At 55.5% G+C, this 22,496-nt stretch carries 21 protein-coding genes; 9 read left to right on the top strand and 12 right to left on the bottom strand.

What is annotated here, in order from left to right:
- Positions 1 to 528: 528 nt before the first annotated feature.
- Positions 529 to 3,402: a ribonucleoside-diphosphate reductase subunit alpha gene (locus GHO32_RS10185; RefSeq protein ID WP_048370638.1), complete on the top strand. Its 2,874-nt coding sequence runs from the start codon at positions 529 to 531 to the stop codon at positions 3,400 to 3,402.
- A gap of 106 nt (positions 3,403 to 3,508) precedes the next feature.
- Here GHO32_RS10185 and GHO32_RS10180 read toward each other — a convergent pair whose 3' ends face one another.
- The 6 genes from GHO32_RS10180 to GHO32_RS10155 form a co-directional block, all read right to left on the bottom strand.
- Positions 3,509 to 4,468: a hypothetical protein gene (locus GHO32_RS10180; protein ID WP_153335765.1), complete on the bottom strand. Its 960-nt coding sequence runs from the start codon at positions 4,466 to 4,468 to the stop codon at positions 3,509 to 3,511.
- The gene (locus tag GHO32_RS10175; RefSeq protein WP_153335764.1) at positions 4,452 to 5,462 is read right to left on the bottom strand and encodes an HEXXH motif-containing putative peptide modification protein; all 1,011 of its coding nucleotides are present in this window, start codon (positions 5,460 to 5,462) and stop codon (positions 4,452 to 4,454) included. The genes GHO32_RS10180 and GHO32_RS10175 overlap by 17 nt, the downstream gene beginning before the upstream one ends.
- Before the next feature lie 13 nt (positions 5,463 to 5,475).
- Positions 5,476 to 6,402 carry an acetamidase/formamidase family protein gene (locus GHO32_RS10170; protein WP_153335763.1) on the bottom strand — a complete coding sequence of 309 codons (927 nt, stop codon included), beginning with the start codon at positions 6,400 to 6,402 and terminating at the stop codon, positions 5,476 to 5,478.
- On the bottom strand, positions 6,386 to 6,985 hold the full coding sequence (locus GHO32_RS10165; RefSeq protein ID WP_153335762.1) for an ATP-dependent Clp protease proteolytic subunit: 600 nt from the start codon (positions 6,983 to 6,985) through the stop codon (positions 6,386 to 6,388). Before GHO32_RS10165 ends, GHO32_RS10170 begins: the two co-directional genes overlap by 17 nt.
- Before the next feature lie 29 nt (positions 6,986 to 7,014).
- Entirely contained in the window at positions 7,015 to 7,563 is a 549-nt protein-coding gene (locus GHO32_RS10160; RefSeq protein WP_153335761.1) for an FkbM family methyltransferase, read from the bottom strand.
- 852 nt (positions 7,564 to 8,415) lie between these two features.
- Positions 8,416 to 8,685: a short-chain dehydrogenase gene (locus GHO32_RS10155; RefSeq protein WP_153335760.1), complete on the bottom strand. Its 270-nt coding sequence runs from the start codon at positions 8,683 to 8,685 to the stop codon at positions 8,416 to 8,418.
- A gap of 639 nt (positions 8,686 to 9,324) precedes the next feature.
- On the opposite strand from GHO32_RS10155, the gene codB reads away from it, so the two are divergent.
- The 4 genes from codB (at position 9,325) to GHO32_RS10135 (ending at position 14,189) form a co-directional block, all read left to right on the top strand.
- Complete coding sequence (codB, locus tag GHO32_RS10150) at positions 9,325 to 10,575, top strand: cytosine permease (RefSeq protein ID WP_153335759.1); 1,251 nt, start codon at positions 9,325 to 9,327, stop codon at positions 10,573 to 10,575.
- Positions 10,572 to 11,795 carry a PucR family transcriptional regulator gene (locus tag GHO32_RS10145; protein ID WP_153335758.1) on the top strand — a complete coding sequence of 408 codons (1,224 nt, stop codon included), beginning with the start codon at positions 10,572 to 10,574 and terminating at the stop codon, positions 11,793 to 11,795. Before codB ends, GHO32_RS10145 begins: the two co-directional genes overlap by 4 nt.
- Positions 11,792 to 13,033 (top strand): cytosine deaminase, encoded by a 1,242-nt coding sequence (codA, locus tag GHO32_RS10140; RefSeq protein WP_048370657.1) that lies wholly within the window; start codon positions 11,792 to 11,794, stop codon positions 13,031 to 13,033. Before GHO32_RS10145 ends, codA begins: the two co-directional genes overlap by 4 nt.
- 127 nt (positions 13,034 to 13,160) lie before the next feature.
- The gene (locus tag GHO32_RS10135) at positions 13,161 to 14,189 is read left to right on the top strand and encodes a hypothetical protein (RefSeq protein WP_153335757.1); all 1,029 of its coding nucleotides are present in this window, start codon (positions 13,161 to 13,163) and stop codon (positions 14,187 to 14,189) included.
- Between the two features lie 95 nt (positions 14,190 to 14,284).
- Here GHO32_RS10135 and flgE read toward each other — a convergent pair whose 3' ends face one another.
- From flgE to GHO32_RS10105, 6 genes are all read right to left on the bottom strand, one after another.
- The gene (gene flgE, locus GHO32_RS10130) at positions 14,285 to 15,613 is read right to left on the bottom strand and encodes a flagellar hook protein FlgE (protein ID WP_153335756.1); all 1,329 of its coding nucleotides are present in this window, start codon (positions 15,611 to 15,613) and stop codon (positions 14,285 to 14,287) included.
- A 10-nt stretch (positions 15,614 to 15,623) separates the two neighbouring features.
- On the bottom strand, positions 15,624 to 16,349 hold the full coding sequence (gene flgD, locus GHO32_RS10125) for a flagellar hook assembly protein FlgD (RefSeq protein ID WP_153335755.1): 726 nt from the start codon (positions 16,347 to 16,349) through the stop codon (positions 15,624 to 15,626).
- A 15-nt stretch (positions 16,350 to 16,364) separates the two neighbouring features.
- A complete protein-coding gene (gene flgC / locus GHO32_RS10120) occupies positions 16,365 to 16,808 on the bottom strand; it encodes a flagellar basal body rod protein FlgC (RefSeq protein WP_048370663.1) in 444 nt (147 codons plus the stop codon).
- Between the two features lie 3 nt (positions 16,809 to 16,811).
- A complete protein-coding gene (flgB, locus tag GHO32_RS10115; protein ID WP_153335754.1) occupies positions 16,812 to 17,219 on the bottom strand; it encodes a flagellar basal body rod protein FlgB in 408 nt (135 codons plus the stop codon).
- A gap of 779 nt (positions 17,220 to 17,998) precedes the next feature.
- Entirely contained in the window at positions 17,999 to 18,826 is an 828-nt protein-coding gene (gene cheR / locus GHO32_RS10110) for a protein-glutamate O-methyltransferase CheR (RefSeq protein WP_153335753.1), read from the bottom strand.
- Between the two features lie 45 nt (positions 18,827 to 18,871).
- A complete protein-coding gene (locus tag GHO32_RS10105; protein WP_153335752.1) occupies positions 18,872 to 19,804 on the bottom strand; it encodes a chemotaxis protein CheV in 933 nt (310 codons plus the stop codon).
- Between the two features lie 75 nt (positions 19,805 to 19,879).
- Here GHO32_RS10105 and flgA point away from each other — a divergent pair, with 75 nt between their 5' ends.
- From flgA to GHO32_RS10085, 4 genes are all read left to right on the top strand, one after another.
- A complete protein-coding gene (gene flgA, locus GHO32_RS10100) occupies positions 19,880 to 20,650 on the top strand; it encodes a flagellar basal body P-ring formation chaperone FlgA (protein ID WP_178113871.1) in 771 nt (256 codons plus the stop codon).
- A 140-nt stretch (positions 20,651 to 20,790) separates the two neighbouring features.
- Positions 20,791 to 21,120, top strand: a complete 330-nt coding sequence (flgM, locus tag GHO32_RS10095; protein WP_048370670.1) for a flagellar biosynthesis anti-sigma factor FlgM — start codon at positions 20,791 to 20,793, stop codon at positions 21,118 to 21,120.
- Between the two features lie 49 nt (positions 21,121 to 21,169).
- Entirely contained in the window at positions 21,170 to 21,637 is a 468-nt protein-coding gene (locus GHO32_RS10090) for a flagella synthesis protein FlgN (protein WP_048370672.1), read from the top strand.
- 134 nt (positions 21,638 to 21,771) lie between these two features.
- The gene (locus GHO32_RS10085) at positions 21,772 to 22,464 is read left to right on the top strand and encodes a flagellar brake protein (RefSeq protein ID WP_153335768.1); all 693 of its coding nucleotides are present in this window, start codon (positions 21,772 to 21,774) and stop codon (positions 22,462 to 22,464) included.
- Positions 22,465 to 22,496 lie beyond the last annotated feature (32 nt).

Raw genomic sequence — 22,496 nt, 5'->3', positions numbered from 1 at the left:
CAAAATTCAGTGACAAGCGGTTCACTCCAGCGTCTATGCGGCCTACATGGTTTATCAACCCTTCATACACACTTTACGCACAGAGTTATCCACAGGTCGTACATTGCACAGCGCCACTAAAACGCATATCTTGTATCTGTCGCGCCAAAAACACCTACATATAGGGTTTTAGGCCAATAACCCAACACAACTCAGACGAGAATTTCAAGCCCTTTTCTCGCGCCTGTCGGGTTAAACCAAACGCAGTTCTCAAAGTCCAAACCGCTCATGCGGATGGCAACCGTTTTCCGGCTCCACAGCAGGAAAGCGGCCCGGGTGTTGCAGTAAAAATACTGTCACCCACGAGGAATACGGTTTGAGGCTGCACGCACAGACCAAGACTTCGGCACGGAAGCGGCTTAACCCCCCCTTTCTGTACGTCCCGAGGTTGTTATGCCCGGTTCATGATCGGTTGTAGTGCTTCAGGACGGAACGGTGGGCCCCCAAAAGGAGCCCAAATAAACATAGAGAATGTGGAGACACCCCCCCATGCAAACCGACACAGCTCGCGAGAACTCGCAGGGTTCCGATTCAAATCTGGATCTGTCTGCGACCGCGCCAGGCCAATTGCGCGTGATCAAACGTAACGGAACCGTAGTTCCTTACACCGACGACAAGATCACCGTCGCCATCACCAAAGCGTTTCTCGCAGTTGAAGGTGGCAATGCTGCTGCCTCGTCACGAATCCACGACACCGTTGCGCGCCTGACTGAACAAGTCACCGCGACCTTCAAGCGTCGCATGCCATCGGGTGGCACGATCCACATCGAAGAAATCCAGGACCAGGTTGAACTGGCCCTGATGCGCGCCGGCGAGCAAAAAGTCGCGCGTGACTACGTGATCTACCGCGACTCGCGCGCCAAAGAACGCGCCACTCGCGCCCCGGCCGAAAGCGCCGTGGTTGCTCACCCGACCATCCGCATCACCCGCGCCGACGGCACGTTCGCGCCGCTGGACATGGCCCGCCTGAACACCATCGTCAGCGAAGCCTGCGAAGGCCTGGCAGAAGTCGATGGCGACCTGATCCAGCGCGAAACCCTGAAAAACCTGTACGACGGCGTGGCCCTGAGCGACGTCAACACCGCCCTGGTGATGACCGCCCGTACCCTGGTTGAGCGTGAGCCCAACTACTCGTTCGTGACCGCCCGCCTGCTGATGGACACCCTGCGCGGTGAAGGCCTGGGCTTCCTGAACGTTGCCGAAAGCGCTACCCACCACGAAATGGCTGACCTGTACGCCAAGGCACTGCCGGCTTACATCGCCAAAGGTATCGAATTCGACCTGCTGAACCCGGTGCTGGCCACCTTTGACCTGGAAAAACTGGGCAAGGCGATCAATCACGAGCGCGATCAGCAGTTCACCTACCTGGGCCTGCAAACCCTGTACGACCGTTACTTCATCCACAAGGATGGCGTGCGTTTCGAACTGCCGCAGATTTTCTTTATGCGCGTGGCCATGGGCCTGGCGATCGAAGAGAAGCAAAAAGAAGACCGCGCGATCGAGTTCTACAACCTGTTGTCGTCGTTCGACTACATGGCCTCGACCCCGACCCTGTTCAACGCCGGTACTCAGCGTCCTCAGTTGTCCAGCTGCTACCTGACCACCGTGCCGGACGACCTGTCGGGCATCTACCACGCGATCCACGACAACGCCATGTTGTCCAAATTCGCTGGCGGCCTGGGCAACGACTGGACCCCGGTTCGTGCTTTGGGTTCGTGGATCAAAGGTACCAACGGCAAGTCCCAGGGCGTGGTTCCGTTCCTCAAGGTTGTGAACGACACCGCCGTCGCCGTCAACCAGGGTGGCAAGCGCAAAGGCGCTGTCTGTGCCTACCTGGAAACCTGGCACATGGACATCGAAGAGTTCATCGAGCTGCGTAAGAACACCGGTGATGACCGTCGTCGTACCCACGACATGAACACCGCCAACTGGATCCCTGACCTGTTCATGAAGCGCGTCTTCGATGACGGCAAGTGGACCCTGTTCTCGCCGTCCGAAGTACCGGACCTGCACGACCTGACCGGCAAGGCCTTCGAAGAGCGTTACGAGTACTACGAAGCCCTGACCGAGTACCCGGGCAAGGTCAAACTGTTCAAGACCATCCAGGCCAAAGACCTGTGGCGCAAAATGCTGTCCATGCTGTTTGAAACCGGCCACCCATGGCTGACTTTCAAAGACCCGTGCAACCTGCGCAGCCCGCAGCAGCACGTGGGCGTGGTTCACAGCTCGAACCTGTGCACCGAGATCACCTTGAACACCAACAAGGACGAGATCGCTGTATGTAACCTGGGCTCGATCAACCTGCCTAACCACATCGTGGACGGCAAGCTGGACACCGCCAAGCTCAAGCGCACCATCGACGTCGCCGTGCGCATGCTCGACAACGTGATCGACATCAACTACTACTCGGTGCCGCAAGCGCGCAACTCGAACTTCAAGCACCGCCCGGTAGGCTTGGGGATCATGGGCTTCCAGGACGCGCTGTACCTGCAGCACATCCCTTACGCCTCGCAAGCCGCTGTTGAGTTTGCCGACAAGTCGATGGAAGCAGTCAGCTACTACGCGATCCAGGCGTCCTGCGACCTGGCGGACGAGCGTGGCGCTTACGAGACATTCCAGGGTTCGCTGTGGTCCAAAGGCGTGTTGCCACTGGATTCGCAACAGATCCTGATCGAGCAGCGCGGCCAGAAGTACATCGACGTTGACCTGAACGAATCCCTGGACTGGGCACCGGTTCGCGCCCGTGTACAAAAAGGTATTCGTAACTCCAACATCATGGCCATCGCACCGACCGCCACCATCGCCAACATCACTGGCGTGTCGCAGTCGATCGAACCGACGTATCAAAACCTGTACGTGAAATCCAACCTGTCGGGCGAATTCACCGTGATCAACCCGTACCTGGTTCGCGACCTCAAGGCTCGCGGTCTGTGGGATTCGGTCATGATCAACGACCTGAAGTACTACGACGGTTCCGTGCAGCAGATCGAACGCATCCCGCAAGAGCTCAAAGAGCTGTATGCCACCGCGTTTGAAGTCGACACCAAGTGGATCGTTGACGCGGCCAGCCGTCGTCAGAAGTGGATCGACCAGGCTCAGTCGCTGAACCTGTACATCGCCGGCGCATCAGGCAAGAAACTCGACGTCACCTACCGCATGGCCTGGTACCGTGGTTTGAAAACCACCTACTACCTCCGTGCCCTGGCGGCGACCAGCACCGAGAAGTCCACCGTTAACACGGGCAAGCTCAACGCAGTATCGAGCGGCAAAAACAGTGAAGACGTAGCAGCAGCGCCTGCTGGCCCGGCCCCCGTGCCAAAAGCCTGCGCGATTGACGAGCCGGATTGCGAAGCTTGCCAATAAGCTGAATGGCCAGGCGGCTTGACCGCCTGACTAAAAACCCCCGTTAAGCCCTGGATACAGTTGGGTTTGGCGGGGGTTTTGTTTTTTGGGGTTGTCACCCAAGCTATTAACGGCTAGCACGCTTAACATGCTTACGTTGTTCAACGGTAAGAACTATCAACACACAGGCATTAAAAAAAATAACCGAAGCTACGATGCTATCGACTGTTATTTTAAAAAAAACACTTTGGATAAGCACCGCAAACGCGGGTGCTGCAGATAAACCTATTGTAGTGAGCGATGCACCTAACCACGCAATTGCGAACTGCAAGGCAACCTGAATCAAGAACATAAAAGACGATAGCAACACCACATCAACCCAAGCGACCTCGATCGTTGAAAACAAATCAAATTTTAGACACAGACCAAAACAGCAGAACACCACCAAAATACTCCGTAAAGCATTAACCTTTATTGGAGACTGCTTGAGAACACCGAGCCTCGCTGACACGCGCGTGTTTATATAGATAGATATACCGCACAGTATAGACAAGACAATACCAGCATTAATACCAGCCCCGTAACCACCTGCTCCGGAGACTGCAATACCACCTCCAGCACTGGCTATAAAAACGGCACTTAAAACGACAAGAATCGAAAGCAAGATATTGAGTACACTCAACCGAACACCCTGCGTAAAGGGCAATATTATCGCCCCCACAGAGACCGCAATTGAGGAAAAAGCCCCCGGAAGCAAATATTTGATAGCCCAAAAACCAGACACCCAGCTTAGCAGCGTAAAAAAATTTATTAATCCATACAAATAGACACAACGAATAAAGCCTGGACGCTGCCTAAAATCGGTAAACACACAACTGAATTTAACGCCTGAGCGCAGCCAGTCCTTCAGCATCAAACCCGCCATAAAAATCAATGACAGCAACGAGAAGCAAAACATCAAAACAAACGGATCAATCTCACGATACAAGAAATACGCTGAATAGATCATCCTAAAAGCATCGCCGCTTAAAAATACTAACAACGCGACTACGCCTCCCACCACGCCACCTTTAAATTGTAATCTCACATCCCTCTACCATTTCCTGACACGATTTAATTAACGACTTCCCATAGACTGTAAGCTCTGCATGTTCATAGACAACACCCAGCGTCTGGAAAAACTTATCCTTAAATGAAGCCTCATTACCACGCTCATTATAATTTGTTCTAACTTTACTAAAATCCAAAGCACTTGGATCAGCTTTATATATCTTTTCAAACACATAAATAGTTCGTGCCAGCACAAAGGCAGCATGATAAATAGCGCTGAGTGGTCTAGCCTGTTTGCGAAAAGGGGTCGGATACAATCTGTCATTATGATTTTCAAAAAGCGGATCATGCACCCAATGCGCATATAATAAATTGTGTGCTGACTCGTGAACCACGTGCTCTATGTACCTAGAGACAGTATCGCGCACTGAACACGAACCCACATAAATCATACCCAAGGCATTAAAATTAGTTCCCGCCCGACAGTATCCAGACTGAAAAATTCTAATCTCATCTACGACCTGCGTCATTTCAGCATACAACGCATCGTCCGCACGCCTAATGATATCAAGCGCATGAATCATCAAACTCCTGGATACCAGAAATTCGCTCTCACTACCAATCTCCTTTGGCAAAGCAACATTGGCATCCGCGTCATCATAAGTCTTTCTAATATCTGAATAGACGACAGAACTGCATATTTCATTTTGCAACCCCGACGACATTAAAAAGGGAAGTACCTCTAGATTAGAGTGGCGCTCGATACTTGAAAAATATAATAACCTTTCACTTAAACTCTTGCTAACCTCCTCTCCACGCACGTAGTAACTCATCAACGTTTCATGGGCTGCAAAAAAGAAAGGAGGCGCTTTAGGGCAGTTACGATACTCTGAAATCAACCCAAAAAAACAGCTGTCTTCCTGACCAATAGATCTCAACAAATATTCAAAACTTGCCCACAACCTCGCCGAAACATTTTCGAACAGTGTAGTCGCCACCTGCACATCAGGAGCAGCACTAATAGTGTACATCGCGGACACCTCTTTATTTTTTTATAAAAACCGCCGATTCAACACCCACCACTACAACATTCGGGACGCCCAATTTCATCACGTGCAGCGAAGCACAATGCCCAAGTAAAAGCCGGGCAACAGACTCTGCCATACCATTACCGAGCAGCGCCTCAAATGCATATCCATAGGCAAGACGAACACTGGCATTAAAATTTTCGTTCACGCCCAAAAAATAAATGAAGCCCCCAACATCAATATGCAAGCAACTGTGCAGCGGCTGACTGCATTTATCTACAGAAAATACAATTTCACCGGACACTTCAATACCCGAGCCGCCCACCTCACCCATACCCTGATTAAAATGAATATCTCCCATATAAAAGAACGCGTTGTCATGGGCAACAGGTAAAAACAGGGTGGCTCCCTTTTTAAAAAAGGTGCAGTCGACGTTGCCGCCATATTCATCAGCGTCAATCGATGACAAACCCTCCCCCTTGCCCACTGGGTCAGAGCAACGAATACACCCGATCATCAACTCTTGCCTGACTGAAAGCAGGCTCAACCCTGTGTCGCTCTGGCTCACAGGAATGCCACGATCTCCAGTGATCTGCCAACAAATGACCTCCTCTCCCACCACAGGCTGGCTGTATTTTTCATTTATAAACTCTGGCAATATGCCTTGCGAAGACAACCCAACATTCCGAGTAATTCGGATATCCAAGACCGTTATAGCAAGCACATCACCACACTTGCTTCCCTCTAAGAAATACGGACCTGACAACGGATTAAAGTAAGTGCTGACACGATCCAGGCACTCATCAAACCCTAAGTTATCAATCGTTCTCGTCGCGTACGCACGGCCTGGTTTCAAAGAATAGAAATCACTCTCTCGCCCTGAAAACGACTGATAATATTTTTTCTGCCGTGGCAGATCGTCTACTTCACTTATTAATTTCATTTTCCTTTACGACAATTGAGTGAACGAGCCCATACTCAACAGCCTCTTCTGCACTCAGCCAAAAATCCTTATCCGTATCAATTCTGACTTTTTCTATAGGCTGCCCTGTTGCGTCAGAAAAAATCCTGTTAAGTCTTTCTTTCATCTCTATAATTTCTTTTGCATACGCTTCAAAATCCATCGCTTTACCTTGAAAACCACCTGAGGGTTGATGAAGTAAAAAACGGGTATTGGGCAATGAATAGCGATTTTCTTTATCCGCAGCAACATAGATAAGTGCACCCGCACTTGCCACCCAGCCCGAGCCAATGGTGATGACCACCGGCTTAATAAAGCGTATCGCATCAAATATCATATCCCCTGACTCTACATGCCCCCCAGGCGAGCTAATAAAAACAATAATTGGCTCATCACTCATATAGGCAAGCGCATGCAGTTGCTGCACGGCATCCTTGGCCATTTTGGTATTTATCTCTCCTGTAATAAATATTTTTCTTGCCGCAATCGTGCTGTCTAACAACTTGGAACTTAACGAATCCATCCCTCCCGACTCACGATCCTTCTTCTCACTTAAATGGGGCATCACACATGACCTCTCAGGAAAAATCACTGTCAGATAAGACTCAATTTTTTAATCATGCCGTCCATTATCCATTCACTGTCTTCCCCCTCCTCAACATCAACACCCATCTCCTGCAAGTAACGCACATACTCATGACAATAAACGCTCCCGCCCAACTGATCGCAGCGCTTTAATGCATGCACGGCAAAGTCATACGACTTGTAAACACAATGGAAAATACAGGCCAACTTAACCAGACGATTCGAAACACCCCAAAATTCATCATCATCGAGCCGATGAAAATAAAATGCATCAGCCCATAACCATTGATTGATTCCATTTACCGAACTGCCGTCTACTTTCACACCACGAGGTGATCGAGTACCGTAGCCGGTAAAACAGTGAAACGTGAAGTCGCGCTCAGCTAAAAAAACATCTACATCACGAAACAAAGGCTGCCCTACATATTTTTCTACAAAAGAAACTTCTATATGTATACCCAAGAGATTTTTTATATTTCTACCTCCTGACTTTAAGACTTCCAACTCATACCCTTGCACATCGATATCAAGATAATCGAAATGTGCATCAGAAAACACAACATCGAACCCATAGGTCTTAATAGTTTTATCTTCTCAACCCTATAAAAAAACTCCATGCCGGAATAGAACTCCAGACATGCTTTATTGGGAGCCAACATCGATGAACACGAGGCTAATTGACAGACATGCATCTCATGGATACCCCCATCGCCGATCGCCACATTGTGGATCTTATCGATTGCTCTATTCGTCAACCACTTATTAGCCTTAGCATCCGGCTCCACTGCCGTTACGACACAGGCATTACTATCTACTAACGCCTCATAATGAAACCCCTCCGGAACAGCGCGGGCACCTACGTCAATTATTTTTATCTTGTTTGCGGACAGGTCAAACGGAAATTTCATAAAGGGCCTCATATACGGAAACATGCAGGCGTGCCTGCCTCATAAAAGACACGCCTGCAAACCATGAGAAGGACTTGTACTAATTTGTCACTGCCAGAACGACCTTTCCATTTTTCCCATTCAACCCAAATATTTTTTTCAGGTCAATTTCTTGAACAGCGGGTACTTTTTTGCTTTTACATTTGCTAGCCATAACGCACCTCATAAATTTTAGTTATGCAGCGGTACATTTACGCAAATTACAAATAAAGCTATAACTCACTATGCAAGCAAGGTCAAAATATCATGACCAATTTCAGACATTTCCTACGCTCACACTTACCCACTCAACTTCAAGACAGAGGTTAAATTTCTTACAGAAAAATCTCACCCCCCTCATGAAATATAGTTAACCATCACCCTAAACCCTTATAGCTCTTGCCTTTAATACAACTCTTTATGAAATCTTTTATTAAACGTACAAGAGCCGAGCTACTGCGATGGTATTTACGCAGCCTTTTGTTCAGGCAGGCTGCAAACGCCAGCTCACCACATTCATCAGGTCGCAGCCATCACGCAGCAAGAGCATGGCCGTGGTTGCCAGGTGTTTGAGGTCGACCGCGTCGGCCTGCTCCATCTCGCGGCTGGAAAAGGTTTCCATCAATTGGGTAACCGCCAGCACACGGGCCATGGCGTTGGCATGCAACACATCCAGCGGCGCGTTGCGGTCAATCAGTAGGGCGGGAATGGTGCAGTCGATAGCAGTTAACGGGATGTAGGGGGATGCAGTCATGAGTAAAGCTCCTTGTTGCTGATTGGAGCCACCCACATTCGTCGCCAAACAAAGGTAGGTGGCAGCTGTACGCAGGTTGGCGAACCGGTAGAACAAGGAATACCGGCAGATCCAAAGATCTCCCACGCACAGCTGCCATAAAGCAGCGCGATGCAAAATACACGCTCTGCCATATATCACAACAACTACACGCAACCATTGTTCATTCCCAAGTCGCCAAACCCGGTCGCCAAACGGCGAGCAACGACTATAGGCGTCGCCCCCTCGGCCCGGCAATTGGCAAACCTGTGCGAAACATCCGGGAAAATCGTGAGCCACGTAACCCTGCCACCTCCTGTAGGAGCGAGCTTGCCTCGCGATCTTTTAAAAAAGATCAAAAGATCGCGAGGCAAGCTCGCTCCTACCGGGGGGGTTACCTTTCTCCCCGCCTAAAACAGTGCACGCGCGCTTCAAAATAAAGCAAAATGCACACCATCCTTATAAAAATACAACTCGGTATGTGCACTTTGAACACCCTTCATTATTACTTCTGCCCGCTTTTATTCAGCATGTTGCCACCTAGTAAAATAGGCCCGGTAATTGCTTTGGCCCAGCCAGGCCACGGACCACGGCCAACCCACTAAAGGCGGAGAAAATCTCATGAGTTCACACGGTGAATTTGCGTTGAGCGAAGCACCCAGCACTGCTCGCAAGGGCCTGCTACCGATATCGATGGTGTTGTTCAGTTTTACCTTTTTCACCGGCACGATGTTCGCCGGCGGCAAGTTGGGCATGGCGTTCAATTTTGTCGACATGCTGTGGATTGCCGCTATCGGCAATGGTTTGCTGGCCCTGTATGCCGCTGCGCTGGCGCTGATCGCATCGCGCAGCGGGCTGAACACGGTGTTGATGGGGCGCTTTTGCTTTGGCGAGGCCGGTAGCCGTCTTTCGGACTTTATCCTGGGGTTCGCCGAACTGGGCTGGTACGCCTGGGGCGCGGCGACGGTGGCGATTGTGCTGGTCAAAATGCTCGGCCTGGCCGAAGGCTTTACCGTCCCGCTGATGATCGTGTTTGGCTTTGGCTTCAGCATCACCGCCATCATCGGTTTTAAAGGCCTGGATGTGCTGTCACGCATTTCAGTGCCGTTGATGCTGGTACTGATGATTGTCTCGATGGCCCTCGCCACCCAGCACGTCGGCGGTTTCAAGGCGCTGGCAGCGGTGATCCCGCATGAAACCATGACCTTCTCGGCCGCGATCACCATGGTCTTCGGCACCTTCGCCAGCGGCGCCACACAAGCCACCAACTGGACGCGCCTGTCGCGCACCGGGCGCATTGCGGTCATCGCCAGCGTGGTCAGTTTTCTGCTCGGCAACGGCCTGATGGTGGTCGCCGGTGCCTGGTGCGCCATCGTTTACCAACAGGCCGATATCGTTGAAGTGATGATGCTGCAAGGCTTGTCGTTTGCCGCAGTGATTATGCTGTGCCTCAACTTGTGGACCATTCAGGGCCCGACCATCTACAACGTGTCGGCCGCCGCCTGCCACTTGGTGCGCACTGAACGTCGCCGCACGATGACCCTGATTGCCGCCGCCATCGGCGTGGTGCTGGCCATCGGCGGCATGTATGAAATGCTGATTCCGTTTCTGGTGCTGCTCGGCTCGGTGATCCCGCCCATCGGCGGCGTGATCATGGCCGACTTCTGGTATCGCCATCACGGCAAGTACCCGCAACTGGCCTCGGTCAGCCTGCCACGCTACAACCTGCGGGGCCTGGTGTCGTATGCCGTGGGCGCCGTGCTGGCCTACTCATCGCCCTGGATCGCGCCGCTGGTGGGCATTGCCGCCTCGGCCCTGTGCTACGTGGTGCTGCTTGAGATTGGCAAACACCGCACGCAGGAGGCGGTTTGAGCCTCACCGTTGAAGAAATTCTGGCGCTGCCCGGCCTTGAAGAAATGGCCGTTCGGGCGGGTGCCCGCAACCTGCATCGCACCGTGCGCTGGTCGTACGTGGCCGAGAACGAAAGCATTGGCGAGTGGGTGATGGGCGGCGAGTTGGTGTTTGTCACGGGGATCAACCACCCCCGCGATGAAGCCAACCTGCTACGCCTGGTGCACGAAGGTGATGCCAGCGGCATTGCCGGGCTGGTGATTCTGACCGGCGAGGCGTTTATCCGGCGCATCCCCCAGGCCGTTGTAGAACTGGCCGAGCACTATGGCTTGCCGCTGATAGAGCAGCCGTACCTGCTGAAGATGGTCATCGTCACGCACCTGATCGGCACGGCGCTTGTGCAAATGGCCCAGGCCAAGCGCTCGCGCCATGACATTCTGGCGCAGTTGCTCAGCGGCGATTACCCGAGCCTCGCCACCGCCCGCCAACGTGCCGCGCATTTAAAGCTGCCGCTGGACAGCCCGCGACGCCTGGTAGCGTTGCGCCTGTCGGCGGTTGCTACGCTGTTTGACAGCCACGCCCCGGATGAAGCCGAGCGCTTGCTGCAACTGATTCGTCAGGGCGTCCAGGACCACCTCGACGCCTGGAGCCGTGCCCTGCCAGATGCGCTGCCAGTGGTGGTGCAAGGCGATCTGTTTATCTTGCTGCTGGCCGAGCACGACAACGTACGCGCCGACCTGGCCCGCCTCTCTCAGCAGTTGCAACCGGTGATCGGTGACCTGGCGCTGTTTATGGGGCTGGCAAGCAAGGTCGACGCCTGTGAGCACTACCCTCAAGCCCTCAATCAGGCCCGTCAGGCGCTGGACGTTGCCGAGAACCTGCGCCCGGCCACCGGCCTGTGCGACTTCAACGAACTGGGGGTGCTGCGCTTGCTGCAGGCCATTGGCGATCGCTCGGTGATCGACCTGTTCGTCAAGCAAACCCTCGGGCGAATGATCGAAAGCCGCCGCAAACAGCCCAACAGTTTGATCGACACCCTGGACGCCCTGCTCCAGGAAAACGGCAACGCCCTCAAGGCCGCGCAGCGTTTAACCATCCACCGCAACACCCTGAACCAACGGATTCAACGTATCGAGCAGCTCAGCGGGCAATCGCTCGATGATCCACTTTTTAGAATGAACGCTTCGGTCGCCCTGCTGGTATGGCGCATGACCGAAGCCCAACGACAGGACCGACCATGAACATCATCAACGCCACCTTGCGCAAAACCCCAGGCCTGTACACGGTCAGCTGTGAAGGCGAGCGCATCAGCGCCATCACCCTGCAAACCGGCAGCGTCGCGGCACAACCCGGCGATATCGACGCTCAAGGCCAATTGGTGATCGCACCGCTGGTTGAGCCGCATATCCATCTGGATGCAGCGCTCACCGCCGGCCAACCCGAATGGAACCTCAGCGGTACGCTGTTCGAAGGCATCGAGCGTTGGGCCCAGCGCAAAGAAACCATCACCCACGAAGACACCAAGCAGCGCGCCCACACCACCATTCGCATGCTGGCCGAAAACGGCATTCAGCACGTGCGCACCCACGTCGACGTCACCGACCCGACGCTCGCAGCGCTCAAGGCCATGCTCGAAGTGCGCGAAGAAGCGCGCCACCTGATCGACCTGCAAATCGTGGCCTTCCCCCAGGAAGGGATCGAGTCGTATGCCAATGGCCGCGAACTGATGACCCGCGCCGTGGAGATGGGCGCAGACGTGGTGGGCGGGATTCCGCACTTTGAAAACACCCGCGATCAGGGCGTCAGCTCGATCAAGTTTTTGATGGACCTGGCCGAGCGCACCGGTTGCCTGGTGGACGTGCACTGTGACGAAACCGACGACCCGCACTCGCGCTTTCTCGAAGTGCTGGCCGAAGAAGCTCGCGTGCGCGGCATGGGCAGCCGGGTCACGGCCAGCCACACCACCGCCATGGGTTCTTACGACAACGCTTACTGCTCCAAGCTGTTTCGCCTGCTCAAGGCCTCGGGCATCAACTTTGTCTCGTGCCCGACCGAAAGCATCCACTTGCAGGGCCGTTTCGACACCTTCCCCAAACGCCGCGGCGTGACCCGCGTGGCCGAACTGGACCGCGCCGGCATGAACGTCTGCCTGGGCCAGGACTCGATCAAAGACCCGTGGTACCCGCTGGGCAACGGCAACATCCTGCGCGTGCTGGATGCCGGTTTGCACATCTGCCACATGATGGGCTTTGAAGACCTCAAGCGCTGCCTGGACCTGGTCACCGACAACAGCGCGCGCACCCTCAACCTGGGCGAAGGCTATGGCATTGCCGTCGGCCGTCCGGCCAATCTGGTGATCCTCGACGCAGAAAATGATTACGAAGTGTTGCGCCGCCAGGCCAAGGCTCGCGTCTCGATCCGCGCCGGTAAGGTGCTGATGAACCGCGTTCCTGAGCGCGTTGAGCTGATCGGCGCCTGATCAAGTCCTGCCAGCCGCCGCCCCGGGGCAGCGGCTGGCGGGTTATCGAGCCCTGCACGTTTACGGCATAATGTGCACCGCTGGACAACCCGACCTTGGGCTAACGCACACTAAAAAGCATGGATGTATGGATTCCTCCCACCTTTTGTATCTGCTGTACGGCGGTAATGCCGTTTACCGCCAAGAAGCCAAACTCAGCATTCTGTCGGCCCTGCGCGAACGCCGCGTGCCCGACAGTTTCACCATCACGTTAATGACCGACGAGCCCCAGACCTTTGAAGGCTGGCCCGTCACAGTCATCGCCCTGAGCACCGAGACACTGGCACAGTGGAAAGGCGCCTACGGCTACACCCATCGCCGCAAAGCCTGCGCTATCGCCGCTGGGGCCAAACTCGCGGACAAAACCATCTTCGTCGACACCGACACGGTGTTTTTCAAAGACCCGGCCCTGCTGTTTGAACGCATCAGCGATCAGCAGTACTTAATGGATGAATTTGAGTGGGAGTGGGCTGAGGCCAAGTTGCGCGCCGACTACGTGGCGTTTTCAGATGAGCTGATCGCCAACGGCAAAGCCCCTGCCGACAGCCTCAAGCTGTATAACAGCGGCATTTGCGGCATGACTCGCGCCAATGCCGGGGCGCTGGACAAGGCCATCGCGCTGATTGATGAATGGAACCGGCATTACGCCAAGCTGCACACCATCGAGCAGATCGCCGTGTCCTTTGCCATGGCCGGCACGAACGTGGTGACTGCCAATGACTGCATCCACCACTACTACTCCAAAAAACGCTATCACCACACGATGAACCAAGGGTTCTTCGAGCATCACGGTGAAAGCTACCACGCCGAACTGCCAACGCTGGCAGCCACGGTGCCGGTGCACTTCCCCAAGCCGTCGTTGCTCGCCAAGGTCAAGGCGCAACCGCGCCTGATCGCCGTCAGCAAGGCGTTCAGGCCAGCGGCCAAGTTGATGATTCAGGGGCAAAAAGTGGCCACGGCGGAGTATCTGCAACCTTATTGCCGCAAAGCCCTGTGGGTCAGGGCGATTGAGTTGCTGCAGCAAAAGCACGCAACCGCCCGGCAAATCGAGCATTTGATCAAGATCTGCATCGCCCCGGCGCATCAGGCCGAGTTCAGGGCGTTGCTTAACGGCTAGAGCTGTAAACCCCTGTAGGAGCGAGCTTGCTCGCGATCTTTTGATCTTTTAAAAGATCGCGAGGCAAGCTCGCTCCTAAGGTTTGCCGGCGGTTATCAGGTCATCTGGATGATGGTCTGCATGATGGTGCTTTGGGTCGAGATGGTTTTGGCGTTCGCCTGGTAGTTGCTCTGAGCCTTGATCAAGTCGACCAGTTCGTTGGTCAGGTTGACGTTGGAGTCTTCCAACGAGTTGGAGGCAATGGCGCCCAATGTACCGGTTTTCGGCACGTCAAAACCGGCCTGGCCCGAGGCGTAGGTTTCTTTCCAGGCGGTGCCGCCCACTGGCTGCAATCCCTGCTCGTTGGTAAAGCTGGCCAGGGAGATCTGGCCAATGGCACGGCTCTGGTTGTTGCTGAAGTTGGCGAACATCACGCCCGAACCATCAATGGTCAGGTTGTTGATATGGCCGGTCGCGTAGCCGTCCTGGGTCGGCGGGTTGCGGGCGGTGTCGGTGTTGTACTGAGTGGTATTGGCCATGTTGATGGCAATGCCCTTGTCGTTGGCCGCCGCACCATTGGACACCCACGCACCGTTCACGGTCGCGCCCGGCATCCAGTTACTGATGGTCAGCGTGCTGCTGACGATCGGGTCCTCGCCCGCCACCGGGTTTGGCGTGGTCACACTGACCAACCCGCCGCTGGAATCAAAGGTCATGGTCGAAGCCACGGGCGCCTTGGCGTTTTCGCCGGTGGCTACGCTGCCATCGGGGTTGCGGCCGTCAATCAGGGTGTAGGTGTTCCAGGTGTTGGAGCCGGTCTTGACCATGTACTGATCCATCGGGTGCGGGTTGCCCTGGGTATCGTAAATGGTGGTGCTGAATTTTTTGCTGTAGGACGACGTCTCATTCGGGTCGAACGGCGTGGTGGTCTGGTTGATCACGTCCGACGTGGAGTTCAGGTTGATCGTCGAGTCCACTTTGCTGCTGGCCTTGGGGGCCAGGTTCGAGGTGTCGATGCGCAGATCGGTCAACACGCTGGTGTTGATCACGCCGTTGGCGTCAACGCCGTAGCCTTGCAGGCGCGCCGTGCCATTGGTGTTGGTCACATAGCCGTCTTTGTCGGCCTTGAACGTACCGGCACGGGTGTAGCTCAGGGCGCCGTTGTCGCTCAGCACGAAAAAGCCGCTGCCTTCAATGCCCATGTCCAGCAGGTTGCCGGTGTTGTTGACCGCACCCTGGCCAAAATTTTGCGACACGTTGGCCAGGTTGACGCCGCTGCCAATGGTCTTGCTGCCCACGCCCAGCTTGCTGGCCGAGTACACGTCCGCGAATTCGGCGCGTGAAGACTTGAAGCCCGTGGTGGCGACGTTGGCAATGTTGTTGCCGGTCACGTCGAGTTGTTTGTTGGCTGCATACAGGCCGCTAAGGCCGATATTGAATGACATATGTCTCTCCTTAAAGGCCTATCGTCTGGACTTTTGATATACCAATGCTGCCCAACCCGGCGAGGTTGAGCATAATTTCGCCACCGGTTTTGCTCAGGGTCACGCTGTTGACCGTGGCTGGCAGGTAGGTGGTCAACGCTGTTGTACCGGCGTCGGTTTTGGTCGAGGCGCTGAAGGTGTAAGAGCCCTTCTCCAGCAGCTCGCCCTCGGCGTCTTTGCCGTCCCAGGTGAAGTCGACATTGCCGGCCTTCTGCACACCCAGGTCAATGGTTCTGACCACTTCGCCGTCGGCATCCTTGATGGTGATGGTCGGCCGCGAGTCCGCGTCTTTAACCACCACAGTGCCGTTGAACGGCTTGCCGCTCGACGGGTCGACATAGGCTTCGCCCGTTTGCACGATCACCGAGCGACCGACCAGCGACGACGCTTGCAACGCTTGCGAAGACTGCAAGCCGCCCGACAACGAGGTCACGGTATCGTTGAGGGTGGTGATGCCTTCCAGGCTGCTGAACTGCGCCAACTGCGCGACGAACGCGGTGTTGTCCTGCGGGTCGAGCGGGTTCTGGTTTTTCAGCTGGGTCACCAGCAGTTGCAAGAACGCATCCTTGCCCAGCGACTGGTTACCCGTCACCGCCTTGGACGCTGCGCCCACACTGGTATCGGTGGTGGTGGTCCGGGCAGAGTTGGCGAGGATCTGATTGAGGGTCAAACCACTGGTGGTATCGGTCACGCTCATGAGTGTCGCCCCTTATCACTGACCCAGGGTCAGGACCTTCTGCATCATGGTTTTGGCGGTGTTCATCATTTCTGCGTTGGTCTGGAACGAACGGCTGGCAGAAATCATGTCGGCCATTTCTTCAACCACGTTGACGTTGGGGTAGTACACGTACCCTTTGGCGTCGGCAGCCGGATGGTTGGGTTCATAGCGTGCTTGCAGCTCGCTCTGGTCTTCGACCACGCCCAACACCTGCACGCCCTGGCCGGCAGCGTCCTGATTGTTGAACAGCGAGTCGCCGTTACCGCCCTGCGCGCCCTGGAACATGGTGGCAAACACCGGGTGCCGGGCGCGGTAGGTCTGATCAATGCTCGACGACACGGTTTCGGCGTTGGCGATGTTACTGGCGACGGTGTTCAGGCGGGTGGTCTGAGCACTCATGCCGCTGCCGGCAATGTTGAAAACACTGGCTAGGGACATGACTTACTCTCCGCGCAGGGCTGACATCAGCCCTTTGAATTTGCTGTTGAGCAGCGTAAAGCTGGCCTGAAAGTTGACCGCGTTTTCGGCGTAGTTCGACTGTTCGAGCTGAGCGTCTACGGTGTTCTGGTCGATGGACGGCTGCATCGGCGTGCGGTACTGCAGCGATTCTTCGCCACTGCTCAGGCCTTGCGCTTCGATATGACGGCTGTTGGTCATGTTCAAGGCAAAGGTGCCGTTCTGGTTTTTATCGTTTTGTGCGGCGAGCACAGACGCGAAATCCAGATCCCGAGCCTTGTAGTTCGGGGTGTCGGCGTTGGCGATGTTATTCGCCAATACTTCCGCGCGCTTGGCGCGAAAGCCCAGGGCTTGCTCATGGATACCGAGCGCTTTATCGAAGCTGATGCTCATGTCGGGAAACCTGTGTGGACTGGCCTGAGCGTGTACTTCAGGCATTACATGACATGAACAGAGCAAACCCCGTGCCAGTTTGCGCAGGCCCGTGTTTCAAGGGGTTGCGGTGGGATGGAAAGCGGCAACGGCGCAAAAGCGGCAACGGATTTCCGCTGTCTGCCGCTTTTCTGCCGTTTAGAGAACGGCAAACCCCCTGTAGGAGCGAGCTTGCCTCGCGATCTTTTGATCTTGGCGTGTAGCCGCAGCATCGAGGCGCAGGGTTTTACGACTGCTGCGCAGCCGGACGTAGCCTCGCAAGGCTCGTCAACTGCTACAGGGGTGGTGTGCACCAACAGTCTGTAGGAATGTCCGCCCCGTCTACGACGCCGCGCTGTCGCGTAGCAAACAGGCCACCGATTATCTTCAACCCCCCCAATCGGTTCCCTCTCCTTCGGGAGAGGGCTAGGGTGAGGGTTGCTCTTGTTTTTTGTACATATCCGTTGCTGCGGCAACGGCCACTTAGGGTTCCGGCCTTACGCCGCGTCACTTTGCAAAAGCGGCAAAGTAACCAAAACGCTTTTGCCCCAACCCCTCGGTGCCTCGCTGTGGCTCGGCATGCCCTCACCACAGGCCTTGCTACGTGGGCCCGCCGCGATCGGCCATCCCTGGCCGTGTCGCGGCTAACCCGGCGTCCTGCCGGGTTACCCACTGCGCAAAACCTGCGTTCGGCCAGCGTGGTTTAACGGGGCCTCTTAGATCAAAAACCAGATCAAGATCAAAAGATCGCGAGGCAGCGTTTATTTGGCCTGGTAAATGATCCCCGGGCTGCACTGGACCATCTGGTAATGGTCCGGCAAGCCGTTCAACGCTTCGGAGGCGCCGAGGAACAGGTAGCCACCCGGTTTCAAGGTGCTGTGAATGCGTAGCAGGATGTCTTTTTTCACTTCAGCCGAGAAGTAGATCAGTACGTTGCGGCAGAACACGACGTCGAATTTGCCGAACCCGGCGTAGCTGTCCAGCAGGTTGAAGGGGCGGAACTCGACCCGGCTTTTGATCGGCGCCTTGATCATCCAGCGCCCCGGCCCTTTGGGCTCGAAGTAACGCTGCAAGCGCTCTTGCGACAAGCCGCGGCCGATGGCCAGGTTGTCGTATTCGCCGCTTTTGCAGATGTTGAGCATCGAACTGGACAGTTCGGTGGCAACGATTTGCACGCCCGCTTTCAATTGCCCCAGGTTGCTGCGCTCGAACTCATCAATCGCCATCGACAGCGAGTACGGTTCCTGCCCCGACGAGCACGCCGCCGACCAGATGCGCAGGCGCTGGCCCGGATGGGCCTTGATCAGTTCGGGCAGGACTTTGTTTTTCAGCACTTCAAAGGGGTAGGTGTCACGAAACCACAGGGTTTCGTTGGTGGTCATGGCATCGACCACCTGCTCGCGCAAGCCACTGCGCGGCTGGCTCTGGATGCGCTGAATCAGCTCGCCCAGGGTTTTGATCCCCTGCTGCTCCATCAGTTTGTTAAGACGGCTGGAGACCAGGTATTGCTTGTTTTCACCGAGCAAAATGCCACAGGCTTTTTCCAGGAAGACCCGGAATTGTTCAAAATCCAAATTAGCCGTCGACAAGTGATCGTGCCTCTAAAAACCTATTGATCGCCACGGGCATTGCCCCTAGCTGTGATCTGCTGCCTTGATCCGGTCAACAACCCGGGATGCCAGGTCATCAGGGCGGAACTTGGCCAAAAAGTCATCCGCACCGACTTTCTTGACCATCGCCTGATTGAAAACACCGGACAACGACGTATGCAGAATAATGTGCAAGTCTTTCATCCGCGGATCGTTACGGATCTCGGCGGTCAGGGTGTAGCCGTCCATTTCGGGCATTTCGATGTCCGAAATCATCATCAAAAACTCGTGCGCCGGGTCCTTGCCTTGATCAACCAGCGTGCGCAGGTACTCCAGCGCCTGGCGCCCGTCATTGAGTGAAACCACCTCAACCCCGACCGATTGCAGGCAACGGGCAACCTGTTTGCGCGCCACCGACGAATCATCCACGGTCAGCACCCGCAACGACAGGGCCTTTTCCTGGGTGTCGACATCCACCACACCGTGGGAAATGGTCTCCGGTGAAGGCGACACTTCGGCCAGCACTTTTTCTACGTCGATGATTTCGACTAACTGATCCTCCAGTTGAGTCACAGCTGTCAAATAATGGTCACGTCCGGCGCCCTTGGGTGGCGGATGTATAGCTTCCCAATTCATGTTGACGATGCGCTCCACCGAGCGCACCAAAAAGCCCTGAGTCTTGGTGTTGTATTCGGTGATGATCACAAACGGATTGCTCTGGTCTTTCAGAGCGCCCGCGCCGGTGGCCATCGCCAGATCGAGAATCGGGATGGTTGCACCGCGAATGCTGGCCACACCGCACACCACCGGGTGGGATTTGGGCATCAACGTCAGCTTGGGGCATTGCAGCACCTCACGAACCTTGAACACGTTGATCCCGTAAAGCTGCGGCCCATCCAGACGAAACAGCAACAGCTCCAGGCGGTTTTGCCCGACCAGTTGAGTGCGCTGGTTAACCGCATCCATCACCCCAGCCATACTCAGCTCCTTTAAAAATCGTTAAGTTGCGACACGCTGCCCGGTAAACGGCACGGGCTTTGCTATTTATCCGCCATGAAGCCGAAAACGACAAAAACCTGCCACCGATCACGCTTTCAGCCCTTGCGTCGCTGCGCACTGCGCCTGCTCGCGCCCGTGTGCCTGCTGAGTGTAGGCACACCTGCCGGTGCCGACACGTTTACCTCACCTGACCAGCTTATCGGCGTGACCCAGGGGTTTCTTGAGTTCACCGTCGAAGACTATTTGGCCACGGGGCAAATTGAGGGCCGCTACGAGATCCAGGTCAATCAGCTAGACCCGCGCGTGCGCCTGGCGCATTGCGACAAGGATTTGACAGCCACCCTCGAAAGCCCTGCCCAGCCCATGGGCCGCGTGACGGTCAGGGTACGCTGTGAAGGTAGCTCGCCGTGGACCATCTTTGTACCGGCACAGGTCAAGTTATTCCGAGATGTGGTCACGGTCACGCATCCACTCAAGCGCGGGGCGATTATCGACTATGGTGATGTGACCTTGCGCGAGCGCGATGTCGGCCTGATCAGCCAGGGGTATCTCACCGCCGTGGAGTTGGCGGTGGGGCAAAAACTGCTGCGCCCGGTGGTTTCCGACCAAGTGCTGACACTCACGCACCTGGAGCAGGCCGCAACGGTGCGCAAGGGTGACCACGTGATTATCAGTGCCCGCAGTGGCACATTAAGTGTCAAAATGCCCGGCGAAGCGCTGTCCGATGGCGGCCTCAGCGAGCAGATCCGGGTTAAAAACCTGAATTCTAACCGGATCATCAAGGCCCGCGTGACGGCGCCAGGTCAGGTTGAAGTCGCGTTGTAGAGCGCTTGGTGTGTTTCTCTCAGCCGGCGTTGACACAGATCAGTACAGCGTTGTGTGAAGCTATGATTAATCGGGCCTAAAGTTTTCTCGGGTTTGGCCGAAAACAAGGCAAGCGTCCAAATACCCAGAGGTTTTTCGTTATGGTTATCGACTTTAGTCGTCTCAACAGCGCCCCGCCCCTGCCCGGCAGCACGCGCAGCAACGCCAACCAGGAAGCAGGCAGCGCCACGCAAGCGGCCCCTGCAGCCAAAACCGCTGAAAACACCGGCACCGAAGCCGCGAGCGGGGAATCTGTGCACCTGAGCCCGCAAGCTCAACAGTTGCAGAAAGTCAGCGATTCGCTGCGCGATCAGCCAGTGGTCAACAAAGAACGTGTGGCCGCGTTGAAACAAGCCATTGCCGAGGGCAGTTACACCGTCGACAGCAACAAGGTTGCCGGCAAACTGCTGAATATCGAAGCCGAGCGCTAGGCCCAGGGCCGGTGCCAGGCTTTTGGACGCCTAATTCCTAGAGCCCGACATGCACGACGAGAATCTGCTGCAACTGATCAATGACGACCTGGCACCTGCCGAGCAACTGCTGGGCCTGTTGCAGGACGAATCTGTCGCCCTCAAGGGGCGCGACATGGTGCTGCTGGAAAACATTCTGGCGCGCAAGCATTCATTGGTTATCTTGCTGGAGCAGCATGGCCGCAAACGCAGCGAAATCCTTGCCAGCCTCGGCTTGCCGACCAATCGCAGCGGCCTCGAAAGCCTTGCCAGCCACTCCAGCGTCGGCGATCAATTGCTCAGCCAAAGCGAGTTGCTGAACCAGTTGCTGGCTCAGTGCCACGCCGCCAACCAGGCGAACGGCCAGTCGATCCAGACCCAACAGGCGATCACCGCCAACCAACTGCGCATCCTCCACGGCGGCGAAACACCCTCGCTGTATGACGCGCGCGGCACCACCTCGCTCCTCAACAAACACCGCGCTTACAGCCAGGCCTGAGCCTGCACTATCTACACCCGCAGCATGATGGCAGAATGCCCTTTTTTGCGTGTTGCCGTTTTTTGTCTGGAGATTGACGACCCGTGCTAGATGCCCAAGATGCTCCGCAACCACCCAAGGTGCTGACGACGCCGATGGAGATCGCCTCAAATTTGCGGATGCTGCAAGAGAGCCATGACCCGCTGATGATCACCTTCAACGACCGTACCCAACGTTTTCAGAGCTACATGGTGGATGTAGACCGTGACAACCAGCTCATGACCCTGGACGAGATGGTCCCACGGGACGGCGAGCGTTTTCTGGCGGCGGGCATTCCTTTTCGGGTCGAAGGTTTCCACGACGGCGTGCGCATTGCCTGGGAATGCAACACCCCGCTGAGCATCGACGACAGCGGCCCGCACCGTTGCTATCACGGCGCGTTGCCCAAAGAAGTGATCTACCACCAGCGCCGCAATGCGTTCCGCGCGGCGCTTAAACTGGCGCACCTGGTGGACGTCAACGTGGCGGGCGACAAGCTCGGCAAAGCGATCAAGGGCAAATTGCTGGACGTGTCAGCCACCGGCTGCAAATTGCGTTTTGAGGGCGACATCAGCGAATTCATCCAGCTGGGCCAAGTGTACGAGCGCTTCAGCGCCGCCCTGCCCTTCGGCCACATGACCACCCCGGTCGAGTTGCGCCATTTGTACTTCGAAGAGCGGCTGAACATCACCTTTGCCGGCATGCGCTTTCACAACATCAGCGGCGCGGTTCAGCGCCAGGTCGAGCGTTTTGTCTACCAGTTGCAGCGCGATGCCCGCCGGTTCGACAAGGATGACGATTTTTACTGAGTGCCCGGCCTGATCTTGCCCGCGATCTTTTG

The sequence above is a fragment of the Pseudomonas sp. FSL R10-2189 genome, assembly GCF_009600325.1.
GTDB classification, from domain to species: domain Bacteria; phylum Pseudomonadota; class Gammaproteobacteria; order Pseudomonadales; family Pseudomonadaceae; genus Aquipseudomonas; species Aquipseudomonas helleri.
This window is presented reverse-complemented; position numbering and strand designations above follow the sequence as displayed.